Genomic DNA, 25,520 nt, shown 5'->3' on the forward strand with positions numbered 1-25,520 from the left:
AGAAGGGCAAGTCATGCCGGCGGCGTGCCGCGCCAGGCGCGTTGCAGCAGGTCCAGGATGTCCTCGTACCGTAGCGGCCGAGGGTTGTAGTAAGGGTTGTCCGTGGCCAGCTTGGCGGCCCGCGCAAGCCCATCTTGGGGCATGCCGATCTCGGCCAGGGAACCGGGCAGTCCCAGGCTGCGGTTGAGCGCGGCCAGCAAAGGCCCGGCTTGCTCCGGCGTCTGGCCGCCCAGCGCGCGGGATACTCGTTGCAGCGCCTGGGAGGCCGCGCCATGGTTGTAGTGAGCGGAATAGGGCAACAGGACGGCATGGGTCTGGGCATGGGGCAGATCGAACGTGCCGCCCAAGGTGTGGCAGAGCTTGTGATGCAGCGCCATGCCGACCGCACCCAGGCAAACGCCCGCCAGCCAGGCGCCGTACAAGGCTTCGGCCCGTACTTGGCCGTCATGCATGTTGACCACCACCACCGGCAGGGCGCCCGCCAGGCTGCGGATGGCTTCTTCCGCCATCAGGCTGACGATGGGGTTGGCGTCCTGGGCATACAGCGCCTCGACCGCGTGCGCCATGGCGTTCATGCCGGACGCGGCGGAGATGCCGGAAGGCAGGTCCAGGGTCAGTCCCGGGTCGTAGATCACGGTCTTGGGCAGCACGCGCGGATCGCGTCCGGTTCGCTTCAGGCCGTCTTCGGTCATGCCATGGATGGGCGTCATCTCCGAGCCGGCGTAGGTGGTGGGCACGGCCACGATGGGCAGGCCAGTCGTCAGCGCGATGGCCTTGCCCAGCCCGATGGTCGAACCGCCGCCGATGGCGACGCAGCAGTCGGCGCCCAGGCGGAGCGCTTCCGCGCGGGCGGCGTCGGCGGCTTCGCGCGGCACATGCATGACGGCGCCGTCGTGTACCCCGGCCGCCAGGCGGCCCAACGTCCGGGCGGCCTGCTCGCCCAAGCCGCGTTGTCCCGGCGTGGTCAGCACCAGCGCGCGGCGGGCGCCCAACCGTTCGACTTCGTCCGCAAGCGTGTCGATCGCGCCGCTGCGGAAGATCACCCGCGATGGCAGGCTTTGGTAGATGAAATCACGCATGGCAGTTTGTCCCTCAGCGCTTGAAGTGCGCGGGCGTCGTGGCGTCTACGTTAACCCAGACGGATCTGGCCTCGGTATAGTCGTGCATGGCCTCGAAGCCCATTTCTCGCCCATAACCAGATTGCCCCACGCCACCGAAGGGGCTGCCCGGGTTGACCCGCTTGTAGCAGTTGATCCAGCACATGCCCGCGTGAATCGCCCCGGCCATCTTGTGCGCCCGCGCCAGGTCGCGCGTCCACAAGCCGCTACCCAGTCCGTAGTCTGTTGCGTTTGCCATGGCCAGCGCCTCTTCGTCGCTGCTGAATCGCAGCACCGTGACGAAGGGGCCGAACACTTCTTCCTGGGCGACTCGATCGGTTGGCTTCGCTTCGACGATGGTCGGTGCGACGTAGTAGCCGTGGGACAGACCATCGGCGAGCTTGCCACCCCCCGCCAGCACACGCGCACCCTGTTCGCGCGCAATGCCCAGGTACGACACCACCTTGTCGCGATGCTGCGCCGACGTCAGCGGCCCCATCTCGGTATCGGGCAAGCGTGGATCGCCCAAGCGGATGGAGTCAGCCAGCGCCGTGAAGCGTTCCAGAAATGCATCGGCGATGCTGTCATGCAGCATCAGGCGAGAGCCCGCGATGCACGCCTGCCCTTGATTGTGAAAGATTGCCCAGGCGGCGCCGTTGATCGCGGCGTCCAGGTCGGCATCCCCAAAGACGATGTTGGCGCCCTTGCCACCCAATTCCAGTTGCACCCGCTTGAGGTTGCCCTGCGAGGCCTGGACAATGCGGCGGCCCGTGGCGGTCGATCCGGTGAACGCGATCTTGCCCACGTGCGGATGTTCGGCAAGCCGCTGGCCCGCCGTGTGGCCGTAGCCGGGAACCACATTCACGACGCCGTCCGGAAAACCCGTTTCCGCGATCAGCTCGGCGATCCGCAGGGACGACAGCGGCGTCAGTTCGGAAGGCTTGAGCACGACGGTATTGCCGGCTGCCAGGGCGGGGCCTAGTTTCCAGCTGGTGAACATCAGCGGAAAATTCCACGGAACGATCTGGCCCACGACGCCGATGGGCGCGCGCTGCACGTAGTTCAGGAAACCCGCTTCCACGGGAATGACGCTGCCTTGCAGCTTATCGGCCATGCCGCCGAAATAGCGGAAGCAGCCTGCGGTGCGCGGCACGTCCAGGCCGCGTGTGTCCCGGATGGGATGCCCGGTGTCCAGCGTTTCCAGCTGCGCCAGCGCTTCGGTTTCGGCATCGATCCTGTCGGCCAGCTTCAGCAGCAGACGGCCTCGCTCGGCCGCGGCCATCCGCGACCAGGCCGGGAAGGCGCGTTGCGCGGCTCGCACCGCCAGGTCCACGTCTTCGGCCTCGGCGGCCGCAATGGCAGTGATGCGGGAACCGTCGTGGGGATTGAGCACGTCGATCGTGCCGTGGGCGGCCGCGTCCACAAAGCGGCCGTCGATAAAGAGTTTGTTCTGCATGGCTGGGATTCGCTGGAAAGAGGATAGGAAGGCAGGCGCCGCTCAGAATTCGACCGGATAGGGTTTGAATTCACCGCTTTCATAACGCTCAGGCAGGCCGGGCGTGGCGTTCTCCCAGACCAGCAGCATGGACCGCTTGGTCGAGTAGCCCTGGTGGCGAATGTCGGCGGGCATGGCGCATATATCCCCCGCGCGCATGGTGATGCGGGCACGCGGAGCGCCGGTGTCCTTGTCGCCGATATCCCAGACGATCTCGTCGGACAGCTGCAAGAACCACTCCACCCGATCGTTGCCGTGGAACACGGGCAGGATGAATTCTTCGGTGGTGGGGCAGAACAGGCTTGCGCCGCATACCGAGGTGACGGAGGGGTTCCAGGTGACATCCGATCGCGATAGGTACTTGAACAGGTTGAAGGCATGCAAGGTGCCCTCGAAGCCCGGTTCCGCCTGGATCGTGGGTTCGTCCTGAGTGACATCGGAAAACGCGCGGTTGACCGGCAAATCGTCGCGCAGCGGCGAATCTTCCGGCAGGCCCGGCATGCGCCGCGTGGCGATCCGGGACCGTTCGATCGCTGCGCTGTTCTCACCGTGTTTGCGGCCAAAGGCGGAACCCGTTTCTTCGGGCGCGGCGAAGGGATCGAAGCCGGCGTTCGTCCAGTCGTGCAGCATGGCCTTGAAGGTGGCCATGATGAGTGGCGTCTCGAACGTCTCGGTGTAGTCCACGCCCGCGGCCTTCATGACGCCATTGAAAGAGCCTGCATAGACATCGACCTTGCCGTAGTGATTGCGCGTGCCGAACACTTGGTCGAAGTTGACCCATCCGTAGAAGAACCCCCAGGCGACATCCCGCATCAGGGCACGCAGGAAGGCGTCGGCCGGGATGGCGTGCGTGCGGACCTGGCCTTTGGCGGGCCAGTGCACTTTGGCAAAATACTCATCGCGGACGAACTCGAAAGCGCCCAGACGGAAGCGCTTGTACCCGGTGGCGGGGTCGGCGGCGCTGGCGTCCACCTTGCCGGCGGCGAAAGCGGGAGCGTGAGTGGGGGTGTCAAGCATGGCCATGTTGGTTCCTTGGGTAAAGAGAGAGGCGGGCGCGCGTCATGCCGCGCAGATGTCGGCCCATTTTTCGACGGACAGTTCGCCCAGCCGGGTCTGGATCAGGAGCACGCCTGCATAGGGCGCCGCGAAGCGATAGGCGCAGCCGGCGGGCAGCAGGCATTGATGCCCTCGTCCCAACATCACCCGCCCCATGGGTTTGCCGGCGGGCGCGGCCCCTGCCAGCACGGCGCCGTCGGCGGGCGCGGATGCGGCGTCCAGGGCCAGGAACTCGACTTGAGCCTGGCCGTCCATCAGGATCGCGAATTCATCATGGCTGCACGTGTACCAAGGGGAAACGCCTTCGGCCCGCACGGCTTCGATCACGTATTCCAGGTTCTTGCCGACCACGACTCGTTCATACGGCGCCGACGTGGCGGCGACGTCGAAAACGTTGGAAAAGACGTAGTGACGGGCCGAGCCCGTGGTGATCTCGATGGTGCCCTTGCGGTAGCGCGCAAGCGAGCCGAAGACGGTGGGGGATAGGGCAGTATTCATGGTGCCTCCTGGGGCGGTTGGGCAGGACGGATCAATCCATCCGCAGATTGTTCTTGCGGATGACGCCGGCCCACTTGGCGGCGTCTTCGTTCAGGTGCAACGCTGTCTGCGCGGGTGACTCAGGCGTGGGGTCCAGGTCGTTGCCCTGTAGCTTCTGCCGGACCTCCGGCTGCGCAAGCGCTTGCGCCACGGCTGCGTTCATGCGCTCGACGATGTCCGCAGGCGTGCCCTTGGGGGCGAACAGCATTTCCCTGAAGGTGGCGTCGTAGCCAGTGACGCCGGCTTGCGCCATCGTTGGCACATCGGGAGCCTGGATCGATCGCGCGCTGCCCGACACCGCCAGCCCGAACAACTTGCCGGCCGCGACGTAGGGCGCAACCACGGGCGAGGCCAGAAAGCCGCACGGCACCTGCCCGGCCAAGACGTCCTGGGTGGCGGGGGACGGCCCTTTGTAAGGGACGTGCAGAATGCTGAGGCCCGCGTCGGCCAGGTAGAGTTCCATCGCCAGATGGCCGGGCACGCCTTGTCCGCCCGATGCATAGCTAAGCGTTCCGGGCGCCTTGCGGGCCTGCGCATTCAGGTCGGCCAGGGTGCGCAAGCCCGAAGCCGGTGTGCACACCAGCATCTGGTTGAAGTTCGCCAGTGCCACGACAGGTATCAGGTCTTCTGGCCTGAAGTTGAGCTTGCGATAGAGCGCGGGATTGACGGTGACAACCGTGTCCGGCGCTTGCAGGAAGGTATAGCCGTCGGCAGGCGAGCGAGAGACCGCCTCGGCGCCGATATTGCCGCCCGCGCCCGGACGGTTCTCCACGATCAATGCCTGTTTGAGCGTCCGCCCGGCTGCATCAGCCACGATGCGCGCGGCGGTGTCGCCGGGGGAACCCGGCGGAAAGGCGACCACGATGCGGATGGTGCGGTTGGGCCAATCATCCGATGCCTGGGCGTAGCCGGCCAGGCTGGCGGCCACACAGGCCGCAAGCGCAAGGAACTGCGATTTCATGCTGTCTCCTGATGTTGTTCAAGGCGTCCTTCGTCGGACGCTCTGTGCTACCACCTGCCGATATGGATGCCGGACGCTTCCTCCTTGCGGGTCCAACTGGTCATGGCCGCGTGGCTGACCGTGGGGTGGATCTTGCGATTGCGCAGCCAGTCGAACAGCATCATCTGGCAACGCTCCCGAATGGGGGCGTAGGCAGGGTCGATGCCCAGATCCTCGAATTCGTCCGGATCGGCGGCCAGGTCGAACAGCTGCGGCCGCAGCCCTTCGTAGTGCACGTACTTCCATTGGTGATCGCGCACCATGACCGTGCGGCATCCCTCTGCCGGACGCTCCAGCGGTTCACGCACGCAGTCACGGAAGGCATAGTTGTTTTCCGAGAACACGGCATCGCGCCAGTGGGTCGGATCATCGCCGCGCAGCAAGGGCAGCAGCGAGCGTCCTTCCAGGATGTGGTCCGGGATATCCGCGCCGTAAGCGTCCAGGATGGTCGGAACCAGGTCGATGGCTTCGACCAGGCGGGATTCCACCGCGCCGCGTCTTACGTCGTCGCCCGGCATGCGGATGATCAGCGGCACTTTGGTCACGCAATCGTGGAACAGCTCTTTCTCGCCCAGATAGTGGTCGCCCAGGTAGTCGCCATGGTCGCTACAGAAGATGATCATGGTGTCGTCGTAACGGCCCGCGCGGCGCAGGTAGTCAAACAGGACGCCCAATTGATCGTCCACCTGCTTGACCAAGCCCATGTAGGTGGGGATGACGGTTTCGCGCACCTCATCGCGTGAGAAGTTCTGGCTGACTTCCGTCCGGCGAAAGCCCTCCAGCACGGGATGGGCATGCAGCAGTTCTCGCGGGCTGCGCTTGACTGCCTGCACATCGTCACGCGAGTACATCGCGTGATATGGCGCCGGTGCCACATAGGGCCAGTGCGGTTTGATGTAGGACAGGTGCAGCGTCCAGGGCCGGTCGCCGCTTTGTTCCATGAACTCGATCGCGCGCCGGGTCATGTAGGGCGTTTCGGAATCTGCTTCCTGGATGCGTGCCGGCAATCCCGCGTGACGCATGTCCCAGCCGGACAGGATGTCTCCGTTTTCGCCCAACGCGGAGTTGGCATGGTCATGCCAGGGATTGGCGCCGTCGTAGCCGCGTTCGCGCAGGTACTGCGTGTAGCGGTGCGAGGCGTCCGCAAAGCCCGGCGGCCAGATGCCGTCGTCGCGGTCAAAGGGTTCAAAGCCACCTTGGCGGGCCAGGCTGCCGCTTGCGCTGTCCAGGTCGATGCCCAGGCGGCGCATGCCTGGCAGGTCCGCTTCCACATGCGTCTTTCCGGCCACCGCGACACGCACGCCCAGCGGGCGCAGGTAGTCTCCCAGTGTCATTTCGCTGACCGGCATGGGCACGAAATTCCACACGGCGCCGTGGCTCGCGACATAGCGGCCCGTGTAGTAGGACATGCGGGACGGCCCGCAGACCGGACCTTGCACGAAGGCATTGTCAAAGCGCATGCCCTCGGCGGCCAGGCGATCGATGTTGGGCGTGTGCAAGCGGGGGTGACCATAGCAGGACAGGTAGTCCCAGCGGAGTTGGTCGCACATGATCCACAGCACGTTTTTTACGGCTTTTCCTCGCATCCCAGCCTCGTGTCCTTTTCTGACCGCCCGATTGGCGACCGTTCGATGCAACGATATTTCGCGGTGCTGGGCATCTCAAGCAGGATTTGCTAGAGTTTCACCAGGTGAAACTAGCTGGATGTTGCCAAGGAACCGAGAACATGAGCAGGTGGGAGCCGAAAGTGAAAACGATCGATGCGCTTGAGCGCGGCTTGATCGTGCTTGACGAAGTGCGCGCCACGCAGGGCGCGAGCCTTCAGGCGCTGCATGTCAGCACGGGCTACGCCAAGGCCACGCTGCTGCGTATCCTGGCCACGTTGCAATTGCGCGGCCTCATCTGGCGACGCATCGCTGATGATTTTTTCTGCCCCGCCAGTTCGCTCAATGCGCGCGGCCGCCAAGCGCGGGTGTTGGATATGCTGGGGCAGTGCGCAGCGCCCGAACTGGACCGCCTACAGGCCGAGGTCTTGTGGCCGTCCGATCTTGCCGTGCGCAGCGGCAGCGCGATGACGGTGCGCGAAACCAATCGCAGCCAATCCTATTTCACGATCCGTCGGGACAACATCGGCTTTCGGATCAACATGCTCCGGTCTGCCGTGGGGCGGGCCTACCTGGCTTTCTGTGCCGACCGCGAACGGGAATCGATTTTGGCGGCGTTGCGCAAGAGCTCGCGGGAAGGCGATGCGTTGGCGCATGACGGCGCGGCCATCGAGGCCATGCTGGCCCGTACCCGGCATCAGGGTTACGGCCTGCGCGACCAGCGCTTCGGGGGGGATTACGACAAGCCGCGCAAAGATCAGAACGACAGGCTGGAGGCCATGGCCGTGCCCATCATGGCGGCCTCCGGGCGGATCTACGGTTGCGTGAACGTGGTGTGGATTCAAGGAGTGCGCACGACCGACCAGATGCTGGAGCAGTGCCTGGAGCCACTCTGCCGCACGGCCAGGACGATTTCCGTCAACATGCAGCGGCACGCCTGACGGGGCCGTGCTAACGCTTGGTCGCCTCGGCCAGCGCCTGTTTGACGATGGCGTTCGCCGTCCACCGCACAACGTCCGTGATCTCGGGCAGGTCGAGATTCCAGATGTCTTTCAACACCAGGAACACTTCAGTGCCATACACCAGCGACAAGGCCTGCGCCACGCGGTCCTGCTGCGCCGGGGTCAGGTCGGCCGCCAGCGGAGCGATGGCGCGCTTCAGGATGTCGACCCGGTGCCCGCGCACCAGCCGGGGCTCGGCGGTGGTCCTGCCCGCGCTGGCTTCCGCGTGCTGCTGCAACGACACCATGATGGCGGCGCGTAGCGGGGCTTCGTGGGATTCCAGGCGCGGATAGGCAAAGCGCAGCAGTTCGTCGACGCGCGTGGCGGCGTCGGGGGCGGCGGAATTCCAGGCCAGGATCGGGCCCAGGCTTTCGTCCACCACGGCGGCGATCAGCGCGCTTTGGCTGGGGAAGTAGCGGTAGGCCGTCGCGCGTGAAACCTGGGCGTGTTCGGCCAGCTCGGCAACCGACGGCGTGATGCCTTGCGCCATCAGCTGTTGCGCCGCATCCAGCAGCGTCTTGCGCATGCGCGCGCGTGGCCCATGCGGCGGTTCTCCGCTGGCTGCGGCCTGTCGGCTGGCGGGCGCGATCAGGCGTGCCGTGCCGCCCGGCTGGGCAGCGGATGGGGCAGGAACGGAGGTTTGACGTGAGACAGGTGTCTCAGTATGATTCTTTCGTCTCATTTCTAGATTCTACAGGCCTTGCGGCCTCACATATCGAGGCGCGCACCGAGTGTAGCCGCCCGCGGAGGAGCCATGACGCATTCCAACCGGCGCATCGTTGTCGCCGCCACCTACGACACCAAGGGCCACGAAGCCGAATACGTGGTGAATTTGTTGAAGCGCGAGGGCCTGGACGTGGTGTCGGTGGACGTATCCACGTCCGGCGCCGCCAGCGCCGCGCAGGTGCAGGCGCAGGAAGTGGCACGCAGTCATCCGGGCGGCCCGCAAGCCGTATTCACCGGCGACCGTGGCACCGCCATCGCGGCCATGGCGCTGGCCTTTGAACGCTACGCCGCTGGCAATGACGCCATTGGCGCCTTGCTGGGCCTGGGTGGCTCCGGCGGCACCGCGTTGATCACGCCGGCCATGCGGGCGCTGCCCATCGGCACGCCCAAGTTGATGGTGTCGACCATGGCGTCGGGCAATGTCGCGCCTTATGTTGGCCCGTCGGATATCGCCATGATGTATTCGGTGACCGACGTCGCCGGGCTGAACCGCATTTCCCGCCGCGTGCTGGCCAATGCCGCCGGCGCGATTGGCGGCGCGTTCCGGCAGGCGGGCGTCGCCATCGAGGACGATGGCCGGCCCGCTGTCGGCATCACGATGTTCGGCGTCACCACCGCCTGCGTGCAGCAGGTGACGCCTTTGCTGGAATCCCGTTACGACTGCCTGGTGTTCCATGCCACGGGCACGGGCGGGCAGTCGATGGAAAAGCTGCTGGACAGCCATTTGCTGGGCGGCGTGCTGGACCTGACCACCACGGAAGTCTGCGATTTCCTGTTCGGCGGCGTACTGGCCTGCACGGAAGACCGTTTTGGCGCCGTGGCCCGCACCCGCGCGCCCTACGTGGGTTCCTGCGGTGCGCTCGACATGGTGAATTTTGGCGGGATGGATACCGTTCCTGATCGCTATCAAGGCCGCACCTTCTATCCGCACAATCCGCAGGTCACGCTGATGCGCACGACGGTCGCCGAAAACACCCGTCAAGGCGAGTGGATCGCCGCGAAGCTGAACCAGTGCGAAGGACCGGTGCGCTTTCTGATTCCGGAGGGCGGCGTGTCCGCCCTGGACGCGCCGGGCCAGGCGTTCTGGGACTCCGAGGCCGATGCTGCCCTGTTCGCGGCGCTGGAGGCCAATCTTGTGCAGACGCCGCAGCGCCGACTGGTGCGCGTGCCTTGCCATATCAACGACCCGTTGTTCGCGAAGACAGCGGTCGATCATTTTCTTGAAATTGCTACCCATTGAGGATTGCCGTCATGCCGCGTTTCGACCGTAACGAGCTATTGGACAAGTTTCGCGCCATGGTGCGCGCACGCACGCCCATCGTGGGCGGTGGCGCGGGCACGGGGTTGTCGGCCAAGTGCGAGGAAGCGGGCGGCATCGACCTGATCGTGATCTATAACTCCGGCCGTTACCGCATGGCAGGCCGGGGCTCGCTGGCCGGGCTGCTGGCCTACGGCAACGCGAACGAGATCGTCGTGGACATGGGCCGCGAAGTGTTGCCCGTGGTGAAGAAGACGCCGGTCCTGGCCGGCGTGAACGGCACCGATCCGTTCTGCGATTTTGATGTGTTCCTGGACGATCTGAAGCGCCAGGGCTTTTCCGGTGTGCAGAACTTTCCCACCGTGGGGCTCATCGACGGCACCTTTCGCGCCAACCTGGAAGAGACCGGCATGGGCTATGCGCTGGAAGTCGACATGATCCGCCTGGCGCACAAGAAGGGCATGCTGACCACGCCCTATGTGTTCAATGAAGACGATGCCGTGGCGATGGCCAAGGCGGGTGCCGACATCATCGTTGCGCACATGGGCCTGACGACAGGCGGCTCCATTGGCGCCGAGACCTCGCAGACGCTGGATGGCTGCGTTGCCGCCATCGACCGCATCGCCCAAGCCGCGCTGGCGGTGCGTCCGGATATCATCGTCCTGTGTCACGGCGGCCCCATCGCCACGCCCGAGGACGCCGCGCACGTACTGCGCGCCTGCAAGCATTGCCACGGTTTCTATGGCGCCAGCTCGATGGAGCGCCTGCCCACCGAACAAGCGCTGACCGCAGCCACGCGCGAGTTCAAAAACCTGACCTTCTGAGAGCGTCCCATGCCGCATACCGTACACATCAGTGCCGTCGTCCATGCCCCGCTGGAAAAAGTCTGGCCATTGTTTCGTGATTTTGACGGATTGGGCGGCTGGCATCCGGGCGTGGCGCAAAGCCGCCTGGAAGCCGGCGGCCGCCACGATGCGGTGGGCAGTGTGCGGCATCTGACCCTGAAGCCTTCGGGGTTCGTGCGCGAGCAGTTGCTGATGCTGGATGATCCTGGCACCGCGCTGCGCTACTCCATCATCGAGACGGATCTGCCAATGCGTGACTACGTGGCGGGGGTGTCTCTGCGCCCAATCACGGAAAGCGGCCACACCCTGGTTGAGTGGTGGGCTGATTTCCGCGTGGAAGGCGCACCCTTGAGCGATGTGGCACAGGCCGTGGGGCAAGGGGTGTTCGCCGCAGGCCTGGCGGCATTGGATGAGGCGTTGCGCGGGGCGGCTTAGGCGGCCAACGTCTTCCTGGCGGCGGGAATGCGCTTGCATCCGGCCGGCAGCGCCGCATCGCGCAAGTAGTCATGAATGGCCCGGATCAGCGCCTGGGCGGCCGGGCTTAGCGGGTATTCCTTGTGCCGGATGATGCAGACGGTGCGTATCACCGTGGGCCGGGCCAGCAGCGCATAGGCCAGCCCGGGTTCCAGCACGCGCTCGGCGGCCAGCGCGGGCAACACTGCCACGCCCAGGCCGGCTTTCACCAGGGCCGCCTGTGACGTGGTGCTTGATGCTTCGTAGAAGGGGGCGCCGGCCTCGATCGGCAAGTCCGCACGCGCGCGCAGCAGCGCCATGATCCCGGTTTCGTCCACCACGCCCACCAGCTTGCGCTGCGCCAGGTCCGCCCAGCGCATCGTGCCATCGCGACCGGGCTTCAGGCTGTCATCGTCTGCGCGGTACAGCACGCCGAAACGGTCTTCCAGCACCGGGTCAAAGCGTAGTCCGGGCGCGTCAGCCCAACGGCTGGTCAAGCCGAAGTCGACTTCGCGCGCGGCGACCTTGCGCTGGATGCGGCCGGAATTGTCGTCGCTCAGGTACAGACGCACGGCCGGGTATTGCGCCGAGAAGCCGGTGGCCGCCGGCGCGATGATCTCGGTGATGGCCGATGGCGCCGCCGCCACGCCCACCCGTCCGCGTTCCAGCGCGCCATAGCGCACCACGTCTTCGATCACGCCATCGAAATCCGCCAGCAGCCGCATCACGCGGGGCAGGAATTCCTCGCCAGCAGCGGTCAGCAACACGCGCCGGCTGGTGCGTGCGAACAGCTGGGTGGCCAGTGCGTCTTCAAGTTGCCGCACCAGGCTGGTCACCGACGATTGCGTCTGAAACAGGCGCTTGGCCGCATGGGTGAAGCTGGATTCCTGCGCCACCGCCACAAAGGCGGTCAGGTGCTTCAAGGTGACGTGCTTGGGCAGGCGATTCATTTCAAATCACGATGGATGGATCAATAAAAACAATTTTTCCAGATTGATCGCGGCGACGATACTAGGGCCTTCCACCAGGCAGGACAATCATGCAGCAAGAAACATTGGATCTGATCATTGAAGGCGGCTGGGTCATCGATGGCCTGGGCACCCCTCGGCGACGCGCCGACGTCGGTATCGCGGGCGAGCGCATCGCGGCCATCGGCGATCTGGCTGGCGTGGCTGCCGCGCGCCGGATCGACGCACGGGGCAAGATCGTGGCGCCAGGCTTCATCGACGTGCACGGCCATGACGACCTGATGTTCGTCGAAAAGCCTGGATTGGAATGGAAGACCAGCCAAGGCATCACGTCCGTCGTGGTGGGCAATTGCGGCGTCAGCGGGGCGCCCGCGCCCTTGCCGGGCAATACGGCCGCCGCCTTGGCCTTGCTGGGCGAAACGCCGCTGTTCGCGGACATGCAAGCCTATTTTGACGAGCTGCGCGTGCGCCAGCCGATGATCAACGTGGCCGCGCTGGTGGGCCACGCAAACTTGCGACTGGCCGTCATGCGCGATCCGACCTCGGCGCCCAGCAAGGAAGAACAAGCGGCCATGCAGCAGATGCTGGCCGACGCGCTGGCGGCTGGCGCGGTGGGGTTCAGCACAGGCCTGGCGTACCAGCCGGGCGGTGTGGCGGAGCAAGCCGAACTGGAAGGCCTGGCCGGTGTGGCGGCGACGCACGGCGCGCTGCACACCAGCCATATCCGCAACGAAGGCGATGAGGTCGAAGCTGCCGTGGACGAGGTGCTGGCCGTGGGGCGCAACACTGGCTGCGCCACCGTGCTGTCGCACCACAAGTGCATGATGCCGCGCAACTGGGGCAAGAGCCACGCCACGCTGGCCAATGTGGATCGTGCCCGCGCCGAAGGCGTGGACGTGGCGCTGGATATCTATCCGTATCCGGGAAGCTCCACCATCCTGATTCCCGAACGCGCCGAGAGCATCGACGATATCCGCATCACCTGGTCCACCCCCCATCCTGAATGCAGCGGCGAATCGCTTGGCGATATTGCCGCGCGCTGGGGGTGCGACAAGACGACAGCCGCCAAAAGGCTGTGTCCCGCAGGCGCCATTTATTTTGCGATGGATGAGGCCGAAGTGCGGCGTATTTTCCAGCACGAATGCTGCATGGTCGGGTCGGACGGCTTGCCCAATGACACGCATCCGCACCCCCGCCTGTGGGGCAGCTTCACGCGCGTGCTGGGCCGCTATGTGCGCGAGGCCGAATTACTGACGCTGGAAGCCGCCGTCGCCAAGATGACGGCGCTGCCGGCGCGGGTGTTCGGCCTGCACGGACGCGGCCAGCTCAGCGTGGGCGCGTGGGCGGACGTCACGGTGTTCGACGCGGACTCGGTGATGGACCGCGCCACGTGGGAGTTGCCCACCTTGGCGTCCACCGGCATCGAACACGTGCTGGTCAATGGCCAAATCGTGTTTCCGGCCGCTGACGGCATGGCGCGGCCCGGGAAAATACTGCGGCGAGGCCTCGCGGCGGCCGATCAAGACATCCAATAACAACAGCAACCATCCTTCAGGAGACAACCTCATCATGATGATGCGCAAAACTTGTGCCGCCGTGCTGCTCGCGGCCGCGTTGCCCGCTGCTCACGCCGCCTTTCCGGACCATCCCATCACGTTGATCGTGCCATTCCCGGCTGGCGGCCCCACTGATATCGTCGGCCGTGTGGCGGCGGCCAAAGCGGGCGAGATCCTGGGCCAGCAGATCGTGGTGGAAAACCGCACGGGCGCATCGGGCACCATCGGCATGGCCGCCACGGCGCGCGCCAAGCCGGACGGCTATACCGTGGGCCTGGCCACCGTCAGCACGCATGGCACCGCGCCGCATCTGTTTCCCAATCTGGCCTACGACCCGGTGAAGGACTTCACGCCCATCAGCAATCTGGTCACCAGCCCCAACATCCTGAGCGTGAATCCGAAATTTCCCGTGCAGACACTGGGTGAATTCGTGTCGCACGTGCGCGCCAATCCGAACAAGGACGGCTATGCCAACGCTGGCGCGGGCGGGGTGAATGACCTGGGCATGATCTGGTTCCTGCAAATCATCGGCGGCAAGATGAACAGCATCTCGTACCGTGGCTCCGCGCCTGCGTTGACCGACACCGTGGGCGGCGTGGTGCCGGTGATCTTCGACAATTTTCCTTCGTCGTTGCCGTATCTGAAGAGCAAGCATTTGCGCGCGCTGGCCATCACGGGCACCGAGCGCAACCCGCGCCTGCCGGATGTACCCACGTTTGCCGAGCAGGGCTACAAGGACTATGACGTCACGGCGTGGTACGGCGTGGTTGGGCCGGCCGGTATGCCCGCGGACGTGCGCGACAAGCTGGCCCAGGCTTTCGCCCAAGCCGTGCGCGATCCGGCCACGGCGGCAAAGATGGAAGAGACGGGCGCTTTCCCGCTAGGCAATACGCCGGCTGAATTCGCGGAACAGATCCGCACCGAACGGGACCGTTGGAAGACGGTGATTGACCGCGCGCAGATCAAGCTGCAATAGGACGGGTCAGTACACATCACGGCGATAACGGCCGCCGTGCTGCATGGCTTGCAGGCGGTCATCGCCCAGAATGTCTTGCAGGGCAGCGTCCACGCCGCCCGCCATGCCTTGCAAGCTGCCGCAGACATAGATCGCGGCGCCGGCATCCACCCAGGCCCGCACCGAGTCGGCCTGTTCGCGCAGCAGGTGCTGCACGTAGCGGCGTTCTGGCTGGTCGCGGGAATAGACGGCATCCAAGCGCTCCAGCGTGCCGTCTTGCTGCCAAGCGGCGATGTCCTCGCGGCAGAAGCCGTCATGCGCGGCGTTGCGCTCACCAAAGATCAGCCAGTTACGCTTGTGGCCTGCGGCACGGCGGGCCTTGATCAAGGCCCGCAGGCCGGCCAGGCCGGTCCCATTGCCGACCAGAATCAACGGGCGTCCGTCATCCGGCGCATGGAAGTTTCGATTGGTGCGCACGCGCAGGTCGATGTCGTCGCCTGCCTGGGCAATATGAGTCAGCCAGCCGCTGCCCAACCCTAATCCGCCATCGGCGCTGCGCATCTGGCGTACCAGCAGCTGGATAGCGCCATCTTCGGGCAGCGAGGCAATCGAGTATTCGCGGTGAGCGAGCAGCGGGCCGCCGCGCGTTTGGCGCGGCCCGATTTCGGCGATGTCGCCCGCCAGCCATTGCGACGTCGCGCCCGGCGGGGGGGACAAGGTCAGCAGATAGCAGGGGCCGCCCTGACTATCCGGGTTCAGCAGCTTGCGGTCGGTCAGGCGCCAGGTGTCGTAGACGGGGGCTTGCCAGTCGGGCAAGTCGCTACGGCCGGCCAGCAGGCCCAGATGGTGCTGCCAATGGCGTAGTGCGGCAGGGTCGCCGTTGTCCACTTCCACCAAGTCGAACAGGGGCGTCGCGCCTTGTGCGTGTAGCCAGTCGTTAAGCCGGTGACCAAAACCGCAGAACTGCGTGTATTCACTGTCGCCCAGCGCCAGCACGGCATATTGTGTTGCCGTCAGCGCCGGCGTGGCGCCGGAGGTGGCCTGCATCTGGCCGGCAAATGCCGCGGCAGCGTCAGGCGGGTCGCCTTCGCCATAGGTGCTGACAACGAGCAAGACACGGCGATAGGCTGCCAGCCGGGCAAGGTCCAACTGGCCCAGCGCTGCCACGCGCACGTTCAGGCCGCCCGCGCGCAATGACTCCGCGGTTTGCGTGGCCAGCGTTTCGGCGTAGCCTGTCTGCGTGGCATGGGCGATCAGCAACGTGTCTTCGGGAGGCGGGGCGTTCAGGGCTTGCAGCGCGCGCGCTTGCTGCGCCGACTGCCGTCCGGCACGGCGCCACGCCCACAGGCAGAGCAGCAGCCAGATGCCCACCACGCACGCCGCAGCGATCAATCGGGTCAGACTCATGGGATCAGCGGGGATGCGCCAGCGCCTGGAACGCCGGGGTCGCAATCACGCGGTAAGCGTCGGCGTCTCGCAGGATGAATAGCGCTGCCAGATCGTGGCGCCGCGCATAGGCCATGCCATCGGTTTCACCCAGCACCGTCAGCACCGTGGCCAAGGCGTCGGCCTGCATGCAGACTGGATGCAGCACCGACACCGATGCCACGTTGTTGCGCACGGGCTGGCCGGTGCGCGGGTCGATCGTGTGCGCGTAGCGCGCGTCACCGCTGCCTGCATGGCGCCGGTAGTCGCCCGACGTGGCGATGCTGCGATCTTCCAGCGGCAAGGCCAGAGCATGGTCGTCGCTGGCGTCGGGGACTTCGACCGCCACGTGCCAGGGCTGTCCGTCGGGCCGCTTGCCGCGTGCACGCAGTTCGCCGCCGACTTCCACCAGATATTGCGTGATCCCCAAGGCATCCAACGCCATCGCCGCGCGGTCCACACCGTAGCCCTTGGCGATGGAGGACAAGTCCAGATAGGCGCCGCCCGGCTGGTAGGCAGCCTGCCGGGCCTCATCCAGCATCACGCGCTGCCAACCGCAACGCGCGCGAGCCGTGTCGATGGCGGCGGGCGAGGGCGGTTCAAAGGCGCGTTGATGCGGGCCGAAACCCCAGGCATTCACCAGCGGCCCCACCGTGGGGTCGTAGGCCCCGGCGCTCTCCTCGGCCAGCGTCATGGCATGACGCAGCACGTGGAAGAAGGCGTCGGGCAAGGCCCGCCAGCCGGGGCCGGCCTGGTTGAACAGAGAGATGTCGGAACCGGCTTCCCACGTGCTCATCTGGGCCACCACCTCGTCCAGCGCGGTCTGGATAGCCAGCCGCGCCGCGTGGTCGCTACACCCTGCGGGCAGGGCCATGCGCGCCGACCAGGTCGTGCCCATGGTTGCGCCCGCCAGGGCGGCCGGCACGGCAAGCGCCGTCGGCATGGCGCCATAGGCCACGCGGACGGCGGGCGCCGCCGCGCCGCGCGGTGCGTAGGAAGGAGAAGCCGGCACGCGGTTTGGGTGGCTTAGGGTTGCAGCACTTCGACGGTGCCGGCGTACGACAGGCGGCGCTTCTTGGCTTGTGGCACGGTGACCTTGGCGTCTTCCATGCCCGCCTCGATCCAGTACAGCCCAGGCTGCGGCCACTTCACCGAGAACTTGCCGTCCTTGTCCGTCTTCAGCTTGATCTCACCGACCTTGTCGCGATAGCGGCTGCCGCCGGGCACCACGTTCACTTCCAGCTCTGCGGCGGGCTTGCCATCCAGGAGCATTTGGAAGGTGGCGGGCTCGTCCGTGAACAGGTCGTTGGGATGGGTGACGGGCGCCAGCTCCAGGCCGCGGCCCACGGGCTTGACGGCCGTCGGCTTGCCGGCGGTCACGAAGGTTTCGACGCGGCCCAGGCTTTGCGAGACTTCAAGCTCTTCCGCCTTGGCGGGCACGGCTTGCGCCATGCCTTCCACCTTGCCGAAATAGCGCTTGTTCTTGCCGTCTTCCTTCCAGCGCGCGAAGACGCCATCGTTGACGACCGCCACGCGGTAGGTGCCGCTTTGCTTCAGTTGCAGGTCGAAGGTGCTGCGCAGCTTGCCGCGGTTCAAGTTCTCGGCGTCGGCGGTCGTGCCGTCCGGGGCGATGACGGTCAGGCCGTCCAGGCGCAACGGCGCGTGATTGAAATAGAACTTGTCGTTGCCCACAGCCGCGTCGACCGTGATCCAGCTGTCGGTGCCCGACAGCACGGTAGAGGACGGCACGATCCAGACGTCATGCGCTTGCGAGGCGAAGGGCAGGCACAGCGCCAGGGCGGCGGCCAGTTTGGCGGCGGATTTCATGGTTGCGCTCCTTGAAGGCGGATTGATGGACATCAGGGTTTGAGGTCGAGCGCGATGGCGCCCAGTTCATGTTCGCCGCGCGCCGTCAGTTGCTCGGCTTTTTGCGGCGGCCACTGGAAGGGGATGCGCAGCAGTTCGCGGCCGCCCACCTCACGCGCGGCTTCGACCACCACGGCGTATTGGCCGGGCTTCAGGGTCGACAGGGGCTTGGCCGCCGCGTCGAAACTCAGGGCGTGCTTGCCGACCGGCTTGGTCGCGCCGCTGACGCCGTCAACCGGAAACTGTTGATTGCGGCCGCTGCGACGCCACCATTGGCGCATGTCCTTCAGCCACTCGGTGCCTTCGTTGTTCTTCTTGGCCACGTCGTACCAGACGGCCAGATCAGCGGCCACGCTCTGATCAGGGTTCTCGATCCAGATCGCCACGTAGGGGCGGTGGTATTCGGCCACATCCAGACGCGGCACCTCGATGGACAGGCCGATGTCGGCCGCTTGGGCCGTTCGGGCGATCAGGCCGGCCAGCAGGGCCGACAAGAGCAGTTTGCGCATGGAAATCTCCAGGGGCGGATCGATGGAATCAGTGAATGAAGAGCAGGGCCAGGACCACCGGGATCACGACGCCCAGCCCCACCATGGGCCAGGTCGCGCTGCGGTTGCCGGCGTGCATCTTCAGTAGTACCAGTCCCGTCAACGAAAAGACCAGACAGGCGGCGGCGAAGATGTCCAGGAACCAGCTCCAGGCCAGGCCGGTGTTGCGGCCCTTGTGCAAATCGTTCAAGTACGACACCCAGCCACGATCCGTGCGTTCGTATTCCACGTCGCCGCTGGCTAGATCAATGGATAACCAGGCATCCCCACCGGCACGCGGCAACGATAGATAGATCTCGTCGGCGGACCATTCGGCGGTTTTTCCCGCGGTGGCTGCGTCCAGCGTGTCGTCCAGCCATTGCGCCACCGGGGCGGGCAAGGGAGCTTTTTTCTGCCCGGACGGTGCGGTCAGTTGCTTGAGCACGGGCGGGGGCAATTGCGCCTGCCGGCTGGTCACGACCGCTTTGGATTCAATGTGCGAGGCGTTGTTCAGCGTCAAGCCGGTGATGGCGAATAGCAGCATGCCCAGCAGGCATAGCGCCGAGCTGATCCAGTGCCATTGGTGCAGCGTTTTGAGCCAATAGGCCCGGCGCCTTGGGGTGGGTTGACTGTCCATGCGGGATTCGGTTTGAAGCCGCGGATTCTAACATTTAATGAGAATTACTCTTATAAATACCCCTGTTGCGGATAGATGGCGATTTCAATCCGTTTCGGAGCCAGGTGTGGCCGGCGTCCCGTCGCGGGGATAAGATGGGCCACCTGTTACCAACACCGGAGAGCGTCATGCTGGAACCGAAATTGGTGGATCATATCGGTCGTCATTGGGGGTGGGTCGCCTTGCGCGGCGTGGTCGCCATCCTGTTCGGCTTGATGGCGCTCTTCATGCCGGCCATTACCTTGTCTGCGCTGGTACTGGTCTGGGGCGCGTTCGCGCTGGTCGATGGCGTGCTGGCACTGATCGCCGGCGTGCGCATACGCGACAACGGCAAACCGCTGTGGGCGTTGATCATCGTCGGCCTGCTGGGCGTGGCCGCAGGCATCGTGACCTTTCTGTGGCCGGGGCTGACGGCGCTGCTGCTGCTCTACATCATCGCGATCTGGGCGCTGGTGGCGGGCGTGTTCCAGGTGGTCGCAGCCATCCGTTTCCGCAAGGACATCCGCAACGAATGGCTGCTTGGCCTGTCGGGCATCGTGTCGATCCTGTTCGGCGCGATGTTGATCGCGCAGCCCGGAGCAGGCGCGCTGGCGCTGGTCTGGGTGATCGGCATCTATGCGGTGTTTTTTGGCATACTGCTGCTGGTCTTTTCCTTGCGCCTCAAACAGCACCGAGCGCCCTAAAAGCCCATGTCCGCCTATCAAACCCTGATCCCCCTGAACTTCCTGGCCGTGGGCCTGGGCGCCATCCTGGGCGCCTGGACCCGCTGGCTGGTCAGCCTCTGGCTGAATGTCGAATCCTGGCCTTGGGGCACGTTCACCGTGAACCTGGCAGGGGGGTATCTTGTCGGGTTGCTGCTGGCGTTGGTGGCCGGGCACCCGGAATGGCCAGCCTGGGTGCGCTTGGGCGCCATCACCGGTTTCATGGGCGGATTGACCACCTTCTCCACCTTCTCGGCGGAAACCGTGGGCATGCTGGAGCGTGGCGCCTACGGCAGCGCGCTGGGTTACGCGGGCCTTAGCCTGGCAGGATCGTTGGCGTTGACGGCGGCAGGCATCGCCACGGCGCATCTGCTGCGTTAGGCGCTACGGCCAGCACGCCGGCGGCGCGGTGCAATCATTGCGCCGCGCCGCCGGGTCAATCGGCTCGAGGATTCAACACGCGGGCGGCCTGCAAGCCGCTTTGCACCGCGCCTTCCAATACACCGGGATATCCCGTGTCGGTCCAGTCTCCGGCCAGCGCCAGGGTGGGCCAGGGCGTGGAATTCAGCGGGCGCGTCAGGCCCGGCACTGCTGCGAAAGTGGCGCGCTTTTCAATCAGCAGTTCCGCCGCGGTCACTTCCGGCATCGCAGGCAGGCGTGCAGGGTGGCGTGCTGCCTGTTCAGCCACCTGGTCGATCAAGGCCTCGATCACCTGATGGCGATTGCGTTCCGCAATGCTGGTGGCGGCGCTGGCCACCACGGCCAGTTCACCCGTCTTGGTGTCGCCCGCCAACTGCGCGCGGTCGAACAGCCATTGCCCGACGTGGCCGCGCGCCGCTTCCTCGCGCAGCATCATCATGGGTTCAGGCAACTTCCAGGGTTCCGCCAGCCGCAGGTTCAGGGTGGCAATGGGCAGGTAATCGAAAGCTTTCAGCGCATCCAGCAGGCCCGTGGCGCCGGCTTGCCGCAAGGGCGCGTCCAGCAACCGGGCCGCGAACGTGGGCGGCACCGCCAGCACGGCGGCGTCAAAACGTTCCTGGTTGACGACAATGCCGTCGTCCGACGGGTCCAGCTGACGGACGGTGCTGCCGTAGCGCATCGTGACCTGACGCGCGGCAGCGTCCGGCCATAGCGCGGACAAGTCAGTGCAGGGCAGCAACAGGTCGCTGTCTTCGCGGCTGCCGGCCAGGCTGTCGCGCAATACGCGGGCAAACAGCGCGGCGCTGGCCGTGGCGGCAGGCGTGTTCAACGCGGCCAGGCAGAGCGGTTCCCAGACCTGGCGGATCAGCGTGTCCGACTGCGCGTGGTAGTGCAGCAGGTGCTGAACCGTCCAGTCGCGCGGGGGTATCCAGGACATGGCCTTCAGGCCGCGCATCAGGCGCAAGGACGCAAACCGGTCAGCCCACGACAAGCCGCGCGCGCGCAGGATGGCGATGGCCATGTGCAGGGGGGCAGGCAAGCGCGGCGCCGACAGATGGAAGCGGCCGTCCAGCGTGGACAGGCGCAGGGGTCGGCGCATCAGCAGGGCGTCCGGATTGCGGCCGACCCGGCGCATCAACGCCAGGGTGTGTTTATAAGCGCCCGACAACAAATGCTGGCCGTTATCCAAGGGGGCTTCAAAGTCGCCGTGGAACACGCGGCGGGCGCGGCCGCCGGGCGTGTGGCCGGCTTCAAAGACCGTGACCTTGGCGCCCGCTTCACGCAGCGCGACGCTGGCCGCCAAACCTGCCCAGCCCGCGCCGATAACCGCCGCCTTCACCGTGCCAACCGGCGGACCAGTCCGCGTCCGCCGCCTACCCAGGTTTTCCATGCCAGCCACAGCTTGCGCAGCGGCGTCAGCGAGATGCGCTGGTGCAGCACCTGCCAGTTGTCGCGCTCAATTTCGTCCAGCAGTGCGTAATAAATGGCGGCCATCATCAGCCCCGGCCGTTGCGACCGGCGGTCGGCTTCGGGCAGGTTGCTCATCGCTTCGCGGTAAAGCTCGCGGGCGCGCGCGGCCTGGAACTTCATCAATGCACTGAAACGATCCGAGTATTCGCCGTTCAAGATGTCCGAGGCCTTGACCTCGAACTGCTGCATGTCGTTGACGGGGATGTAGATGCGGCCGCGGCGCGCATCGTCGCCGACGTCGCGGATGATGTTCGTCATCTGGAACGCCAGGCCCAGCTTTTCGGCATAGACCAGCGTTTTGGGATCGCTGTAGCCGAAGACGCCGGCGGACAGTTCGCCGACAACGCCTGCGGCGTGCCAGCAGTATTTGCGCAGGCCAGGCCAATCCAGGTAGCGGGTCTGGTCCAGGTCCATTTCCATGCCGTCCACCACCGCCAACAGGCGCTCGCGGGTGATCGAACAGCTTTGCAGGTGCGGTTGCAGCGCGCGCGTCACGGGGTGATCGGGCTTGCCATCGAACATCTGGTCGACCTGCGTGCGCCACCACGCCAGCTTGATGCGGGCCAGGGACGGGTCGGTGCATTCGTCAACCACGTCGTCCACTTCGCGGCAGTAGGCGTAAAGCGCCGTGATCGCGCGGCGGCGTTCGGGCGGCAGAAACAGGAAAGAGTAGTAGAAGCTGGAACCGCTCTTGGCGGCTTTCTCCTGGCAATATTCGTCAGGGGTCATAGATAGGCAGGGCCTGTTACTTGATAGAGCGCCACAGCATGATGGCCCAGTCTTTGGCGCCCAATTCGGGGCGATTCATGAATACATCGTAGCCGCTCGCCTCGATACGCTCCAGCACGCGCAGCCCGCCTTGCACCACCAGGCGCAGCTCCAGGCCGATGCGGCCGGGCAGGCGACGCGCCAGCGGAGCGCCGAAGTGTAGCAGCGCTCGCGTGCGTTCGACTTGAAAGGCCATCAGTTCGCGCCATGCGGGCGTCAGGCGGCAGGCGGCCAGGTCGTCGTCGGTGACGCCGTGGCGTCGCAAGTCTTCCTGCGGCAGGTAGACGCGCTGCTTGTGCCAATCCACCCGCACATCCTGCCAGAAGTTCACCAACTGCAAGCCCGAGCAGATCGCGTCGCTTTCAGCGACATCCTGCGGGGTGGTGGCGTCGAACAGATGCAGCATCAGCCGGCCGACCGGGTTGGCCGAGCGCGTGCAGTAATCCGCCAGCGTGGCAAAGTCCTCGTAGCGTTTGACGGTAATGTCCTGCTCGAAGGCGGACAACAGGTCATAGAACGGCGTGATGGGCAGTTGGTGTTGGGCAATGGTCTTGGCCAGCGGCGTGAAGATATCGGCCAATGGCGGCAGACCGGGCGCGGGCGTCGTGCCGGGTTCGGCGCCGATGCGGTGCAGCTCGGTGCGGAACGCAGCCAGTTGGGCCAGGCGTTCGTTGTCGGTGGCGCTGCCTTCATCGGCGATGTCGTCCGCAGCGCGGGCGAACCGGTAGATATCGGTCACGGCGCCGCGCAGCCTGCGCGGCAGCAGCAGCGAGGCGACGGGAAAGTTCTCGTAGTGATCGATGGACATGATTAGCGGGTCGGGACGGTTCCCGGGGTCGGTGTCCGTATCATTTTAGAGTAGTCGCTTTTCAAGGCGCGATGCCATCCCGGCATGGACGGCGATCAGTTAGACTTAAGCGCCACAGGATCTCACATCATGCCGCGCCCAATTTCAGCCACTGTCTCCGTTTCTGCCCTTGCGCACAATCTTGCCGCCGTGCGCCGTCACCTTGAACAGACTGCCGCCGCCGCATCCGGCCTGCCGCCGTCCATCTGGGCGGTCATCAAGGCCAACGCCTACGGGCACGGCATCGAACAAGCGGTAACGGGGTTTTCCAAGGCACAGGGCCTGGCGATGCTGGACCTGGATGAAGCCGTGCGCTGCCGCGAGGCAGGCTGGGGCGGCCCCATCCTGCTGCTAGAGGGGTTTTTCAGCCCGTCGGACCTGGATCTGGTCGACCGCTATCACCTGAGCATCACGGTGCATAACCGGGAGCAACTGGACATGCTGGCCCGTGCGCGGTTCTCGCGCCGGGTGGACATCATGCTGAAGCTCAATAGCGGCATGAACCGGTTGGGTTTCAGCCCGGCGTCCTATGCGGCCGCACACGAACGCGCTCAGTTGCTGCAACAGCAGGGCACCGTGGGTTCGGTCGGCAAAATGACCCACTTCGCCTGCGCGGACGGTCCCCAGGGCGTGACCGAGCAATTGGCCGTTTTTAATTCGGTGACGCATAAGCTGCCGGGCGCGATCAGCGTCTGCAATTCCGCCGCCACGCTGCGTTTCGCGGACATTGCGGTGGGTTCCGCCACGCAGACGCATTGGGTGCGCCCCGGCATCTGCCTGTACGGCGCCTCGCCGTTCGCTGACGCCGAAGCCTCCACGTTCGGGCTGAAGCCAGCCATGTCGCTCAGCTCCGAGATCATCGCGGTGCAAGAGCTGAAGGCGGGCGATTCGGTCGGTTACGGCGCCATCTACCGCGCCGAACGGGCCAAGCGCGTCGGTATCGTCGCCTGCGGCTACGCCGACGGCTACCCGCGCCACGCCACCACCGGGACACCGGTCGTCGTGGCCGGCATCCGTACCCAATTGGTCGGCCGCGTCTCCATGGACATGCTGATCGTCGATCTGGATCCCATCCCGGCCGCGGGCGTCGGGGCGCCCGTGACGCTCTGGGGCGAAGACGGCCCGTCCGTCGACGAGGTCGCCCAGGCCGCCGGTACCATCGGCTACGAGCTGCTATGTGCCCTGGCGCCGCGCGTCCCCGTCACCCGAGACAGCTGAACGGCCTGCATTTTTCCAGACTGGCTCCCAATACCCCTTTCGTTCAGGGGTGTCCGGGGTGCAAGAATTGCTACGCAATTTACAAGACAGCCGACGCCGGATGGTGTCTACTTAAGTAACCGGGCGCTCAAGCGCCCGTTTTTGACCCAGCAATCAGACGACGAGGTTTCGATCCATGAAGGACAAATGCGTGCTCATCACGGGCGCCACGAAAGGCATAGGCTGGGCGCTCACGCAGCGGCTGTCCGACATGGGTTGTCATGTGGTCGGTATCGCGCGCAACACCACGGACGTCGATTTCCCTGGCTATCTTTATGCCTGTGATTTGGCCGATGCCGGTCGCACCGAAGAAGTCCTGCGCGAAATCCGCGACAAATTCCCCGTTGATGCCGTGGTCAACAACGTGGGCATCGCGTCTCCGCAACCCCTGGGCGAAATCGACCTGGCCACGCTCTATAACGTGCTGGACTTGAACGTGCGCGTGGCCGTGCAGGTGACGCAGGCCTTCGTCGAATCCATGAAGGTGCGCCGTGCCGGCCGCATCGTCAACGTGGTCAGCCGCGCCATCCACGGCGGGCTGGACCGCACCGCCTACTCCGCAGCCAAGAATGCGCTGGTGGGTTGTACCCGCACCTGGGCACTGGAACTGGCGGAATACGGCGTCACCGCGAACGCGGTCGCACCCGGCCCGATTGAAACTGAAATGTTCCGCGCCACCCGTCCTGCGGGCAGCGAGGGTGAAAAACGCGCGCTGGCCTCGGTGCCAATGAAGCGCCTGGGCACGCCGGCCGAAGTGGCAGCGGCCATCGCTTTCCTGCTGTCCGACGACGCCGGTTTCATCACCGGCCAAGTGCTGGGCGTGGATGGCGGCGGCAGCCTGGGCGGTCGTTCGTAGCGCTGGCCAACGGCCGCGCTTGTCTGCCGTGGGATGCCGCTCTGGCCGGGATTGTCTGGGAATTGGTCGTGCTTTTGACAGGATTGGGTAGTGCAATGCTGCTGATCCTTTAAAATCTGTTCCCTCTCGGCCTAGACTTTCGGGCGCTCACCGCAT

26 protein-coding genes are annotated in these 25,520 nt (G+C 65.5%); 10 read left to right on the forward strand and 16 right to left on the reverse strand.

Going from position 1 to position 25,520, the window contains the following annotated elements; genetic code table 11:
- Positions 1 to 11: 11 nt before the first annotated feature.
- Genes HV753_RS09955 through HV753_RS09980 form a run of 6 tightly spaced genes read right to left on the reverse strand, consistent with a single transcriptional unit; the run spans position 12 to position 6,771 of the window.
- Positions 12 to 1,079: a maleylacetate reductase gene (locus HV753_RS09955; RefSeq protein WP_175174289.1), complete on the reverse strand. Its 1,068-nt coding sequence runs from the start codon at positions 1,077 to 1,079 to the stop codon at positions 12 to 14.
- Positions 1,080 to 1,092: 13 nt separating this feature from the next.
- Positions 1,093 to 2,553 (reverse strand): aldehyde dehydrogenase family protein, encoded by a 1,461-nt coding sequence (locus HV753_RS09960; RefSeq protein ID WP_175174290.1) that lies wholly within the window; start codon positions 2,551 to 2,553, stop codon positions 1,093 to 1,095.
- 42 nt (positions 2,554 to 2,595) lie between these two features.
- Positions 2,596 to 3,615, reverse strand: a complete 1,020-nt coding sequence (locus tag HV753_RS09965; RefSeq protein WP_175174291.1) for a hydroxyquinol 1,2-dioxygenase — start codon at positions 3,613 to 3,615, stop codon at positions 2,596 to 2,598.
- A gap of 36 nt (positions 3,616 to 3,651) precedes the next feature.
- A complete protein-coding gene (locus HV753_RS09970) occupies positions 3,652 to 4,146 on the reverse strand; it encodes a cupin domain-containing protein (protein ID WP_175174292.1) in 495 nt (164 codons plus the stop codon).
- A 31-nt stretch (positions 4,147 to 4,177) separates the two neighbouring features.
- Positions 4,178 to 5,146, reverse strand: coding sequence for a Bug family tripartite tricarboxylate transporter substrate binding protein (locus tag HV753_RS09975; RefSeq protein WP_175174293.1), 969 nt, complete (start codon positions 5,144 to 5,146; stop codon positions 4,178 to 4,180).
- 47 nt (positions 5,147 to 5,193) lie between these two features.
- Positions 5,194 to 6,771, reverse strand: a complete 1,578-nt coding sequence (locus HV753_RS09980) for a sulfatase-like hydrolase/transferase (protein ID WP_175174294.1) — start codon at positions 6,769 to 6,771, stop codon at positions 5,194 to 5,196.
- Positions 6,772 to 6,932: 161 nt separating this feature from the next.
- On the opposite strand from HV753_RS09980, the gene HV753_RS09985 reads away from it, so the two are divergent.
- Positions 6,933 to 7,730: an IclR family transcriptional regulator domain-containing protein gene (locus HV753_RS09985; protein ID WP_175174295.1), complete on the forward strand. Its 798-nt coding sequence runs from the start codon at positions 6,933 to 6,935 to the stop codon at positions 7,728 to 7,730.
- 10 nt (positions 7,731 to 7,740) lie between these two features.
- On the opposite strand, the gene HV753_RS09990 is transcribed toward HV753_RS09985, so the two are convergent.
- Entirely contained in the window at positions 7,741 to 8,382 is a 642-nt protein-coding gene (locus HV753_RS09990; protein WP_175174649.1) for a TetR/AcrR family transcriptional regulator, read from the reverse strand.
- 162 nt (positions 8,383 to 8,544) lie between these two features.
- Between HV753_RS09990 and HV753_RS09995 the strand changes: the two genes are divergently transcribed.
- The 3 genes from HV753_RS09995 to HV753_RS10005 are packed head-to-tail and all read left to right on the forward strand — an operon-like array spanning position 8,545 to position 11,054.
- Positions 8,545 to 9,756: a Tm-1-like ATP-binding domain-containing protein gene (locus HV753_RS09995; RefSeq protein ID WP_175174296.1), complete on the forward strand. Its 1,212-nt coding sequence runs from the start codon at positions 8,545 to 8,547 to the stop codon at positions 9,754 to 9,756.
- Positions 9,757 to 9,767: 11 nt separating this feature from the next.
- A complete protein-coding gene (locus HV753_RS10000) occupies positions 9,768 to 10,598 on the forward strand; it encodes a phosphoenolpyruvate hydrolase family protein (RefSeq protein ID WP_175174297.1) in 831 nt (276 codons plus the stop codon).
- Positions 10,599 to 10,607: 9 nt separating this feature from the next.
- Positions 10,608 to 11,054 carry an SRPBCC family protein gene (locus tag HV753_RS10005; protein ID WP_175174298.1) on the forward strand — a complete coding sequence of 149 codons (447 nt, stop codon included), beginning with the start codon at positions 10,608 to 10,610 and terminating at the stop codon, positions 11,052 to 11,054.
- Here HV753_RS10005 and HV753_RS10010 read toward each other — a convergent pair.
- Positions 11,051 to 12,022 (reverse strand): LysR family transcriptional regulator, encoded by a 972-nt coding sequence (locus HV753_RS10010; RefSeq protein WP_175174299.1) that lies wholly within the window; start codon positions 12,020 to 12,022, stop codon positions 11,051 to 11,053. The genes HV753_RS10005 and HV753_RS10010 overlap by 4 nt on opposite strands.
- 89 nt (positions 12,023 to 12,111) lie before the next feature.
- Between HV753_RS10010 and HV753_RS10015 the strand changes: the two genes are divergently transcribed.
- Both HV753_RS10015 and HV753_RS10020 read left to right on the forward strand, forming a co-directional pair.
- The gene (locus tag HV753_RS10015) at positions 12,112 to 13,575 is read left to right on the forward strand and encodes an N-acyl-D-amino-acid deacylase family protein (RefSeq protein WP_217481454.1); all 1,464 of its coding nucleotides are present in this window, start codon (positions 12,112 to 12,114) and stop codon (positions 13,573 to 13,575) included.
- A gap of 37 nt (positions 13,576 to 13,612) precedes the next feature.
- Positions 13,613 to 14,572 (forward strand): tripartite tricarboxylate transporter substrate binding protein BugE, encoded by a 960-nt coding sequence (locus tag HV753_RS10020; RefSeq protein ID WP_175174651.1) that lies wholly within the window; start codon positions 13,613 to 13,615, stop codon positions 14,570 to 14,572.
- A gap of 6 nt (positions 14,573 to 14,578) precedes the next feature.
- On the opposite strand, the gene HV753_RS10025 is transcribed toward HV753_RS10020, so the two are convergent.
- The 5 genes from HV753_RS10025 to HV753_RS10045 form a co-directional block, all read right to left on the reverse strand.
- A complete protein-coding gene (locus HV753_RS10025) occupies positions 14,579 to 15,973 on the reverse strand; it encodes a sulfite reductase subunit alpha (protein WP_425485888.1) in 1,395 nt (464 codons plus the stop codon).
- Entirely contained in the window at positions 15,963 to 16,919 is a 957-nt protein-coding gene (locus tag HV753_RS10030; protein WP_246288241.1) for an FAD:protein FMN transferase, read from the reverse strand. The genes HV753_RS10025 and HV753_RS10030 overlap by 11 nt, the downstream gene beginning before the upstream one ends.
- A gap of 83 nt (positions 16,920 to 17,002) precedes the next feature.
- Positions 17,003 to 17,803 (reverse strand): DUF4198 domain-containing protein, encoded by an 801-nt coding sequence (locus tag HV753_RS10035; RefSeq protein WP_175174302.1) that lies wholly within the window; start codon positions 17,801 to 17,803, stop codon positions 17,003 to 17,005.
- A gap of 32 nt (positions 17,804 to 17,835) precedes the next feature.
- On the reverse strand, positions 17,836 to 18,351 hold the full coding sequence (locus HV753_RS10040; RefSeq protein WP_175174303.1) for a DUF2271 domain-containing protein: 516 nt from the start codon (positions 18,349 to 18,351) through the stop codon (positions 17,836 to 17,838).
- A gap of 28 nt (positions 18,352 to 18,379) precedes the next feature.
- The gene (locus HV753_RS10045) at positions 18,380 to 19,006 is read right to left on the reverse strand and encodes a PepSY-associated TM helix domain-containing protein (RefSeq protein WP_175174304.1); all 627 of its coding nucleotides are present in this window, start codon (positions 19,004 to 19,006) and stop codon (positions 18,380 to 18,382) included.
- A 167-nt stretch (positions 19,007 to 19,173) separates the two neighbouring features.
- Between HV753_RS10045 and HV753_RS10050 the strand changes: the two genes are divergently transcribed.
- Together HV753_RS10050 and HV753_RS10055 are read left to right on the forward strand one after the other, a co-directional pair.
- Positions 19,174 to 19,728, forward strand: a complete 555-nt coding sequence (locus HV753_RS10050; RefSeq protein ID WP_175174305.1) for an HdeD family acid-resistance protein — start codon at positions 19,174 to 19,176, stop codon at positions 19,726 to 19,728.
- A gap of 6 nt (positions 19,729 to 19,734) precedes the next feature.
- Positions 19,735 to 20,127 (forward strand): fluoride efflux transporter FluC, encoded by a 393-nt coding sequence (locus tag HV753_RS10055; protein ID WP_175174306.1) that lies wholly within the window; start codon positions 19,735 to 19,737, stop codon positions 20,125 to 20,127.
- A 55-nt stretch (positions 20,128 to 20,182) separates the two neighbouring features.
- Here HV753_RS10055 and hpnE read toward each other — a convergent pair whose 3' ends face one another.
- From hpnE to hpnC, 3 genes are read right to left on the reverse strand one after another with little or no spacing between them, the layout of a single operon-like run.
- Complete coding sequence (gene hpnE, locus HV753_RS10060) at positions 20,183 to 21,505, reverse strand: hydroxysqualene dehydroxylase HpnE (protein ID WP_175174652.1); 1,323 nt, start codon at positions 21,503 to 21,505, stop codon at positions 20,183 to 20,185.
- Positions 21,502 to 22,365 (reverse strand): presqualene diphosphate synthase HpnD, encoded by an 864-nt coding sequence (gene hpnD / locus HV753_RS10065; protein WP_175174307.1) that lies wholly within the window; start codon positions 22,363 to 22,365, stop codon positions 21,502 to 21,504. The genes hpnE and hpnD overlap by 4 nt, the downstream gene beginning before the upstream one ends.
- Before the next feature lie 16 nt (positions 22,366 to 22,381).
- Positions 22,382 to 23,212, reverse strand: a complete 831-nt coding sequence (gene hpnC, locus HV753_RS10070; RefSeq protein ID WP_175174308.1) for a squalene synthase HpnC — start codon at positions 23,210 to 23,212, stop codon at positions 22,382 to 22,384.
- A 129-nt stretch (positions 23,213 to 23,341) separates the two neighbouring features.
- On the opposite strand from hpnC, the gene alr reads away from it, so the two are divergent.
- A complete protein-coding gene (alr, locus tag HV753_RS10075) occupies positions 23,342 to 24,469 on the forward strand; it encodes an alanine racemase (protein ID WP_175174309.1) in 1,128 nt (375 codons plus the stop codon).
- 175 nt (positions 24,470 to 24,644) lie between these two features.
- Positions 24,645 to 25,364, forward strand: a complete 720-nt coding sequence (locus HV753_RS10080) for an SDR family oxidoreductase (protein ID WP_175174310.1) — start codon at positions 24,645 to 24,647, stop codon at positions 25,362 to 25,364.
- Positions 25,365 to 25,520: the final 156 nt, after the last annotated feature.

The organism is Achromobacter pestifer, from assembly GCF_902859625.1.
GTDB classification, from domain to species: domain Bacteria; phylum Pseudomonadota; class Gammaproteobacteria; order Burkholderiales; family Burkholderiaceae_B; genus Achromobacter; species Achromobacter pestifer.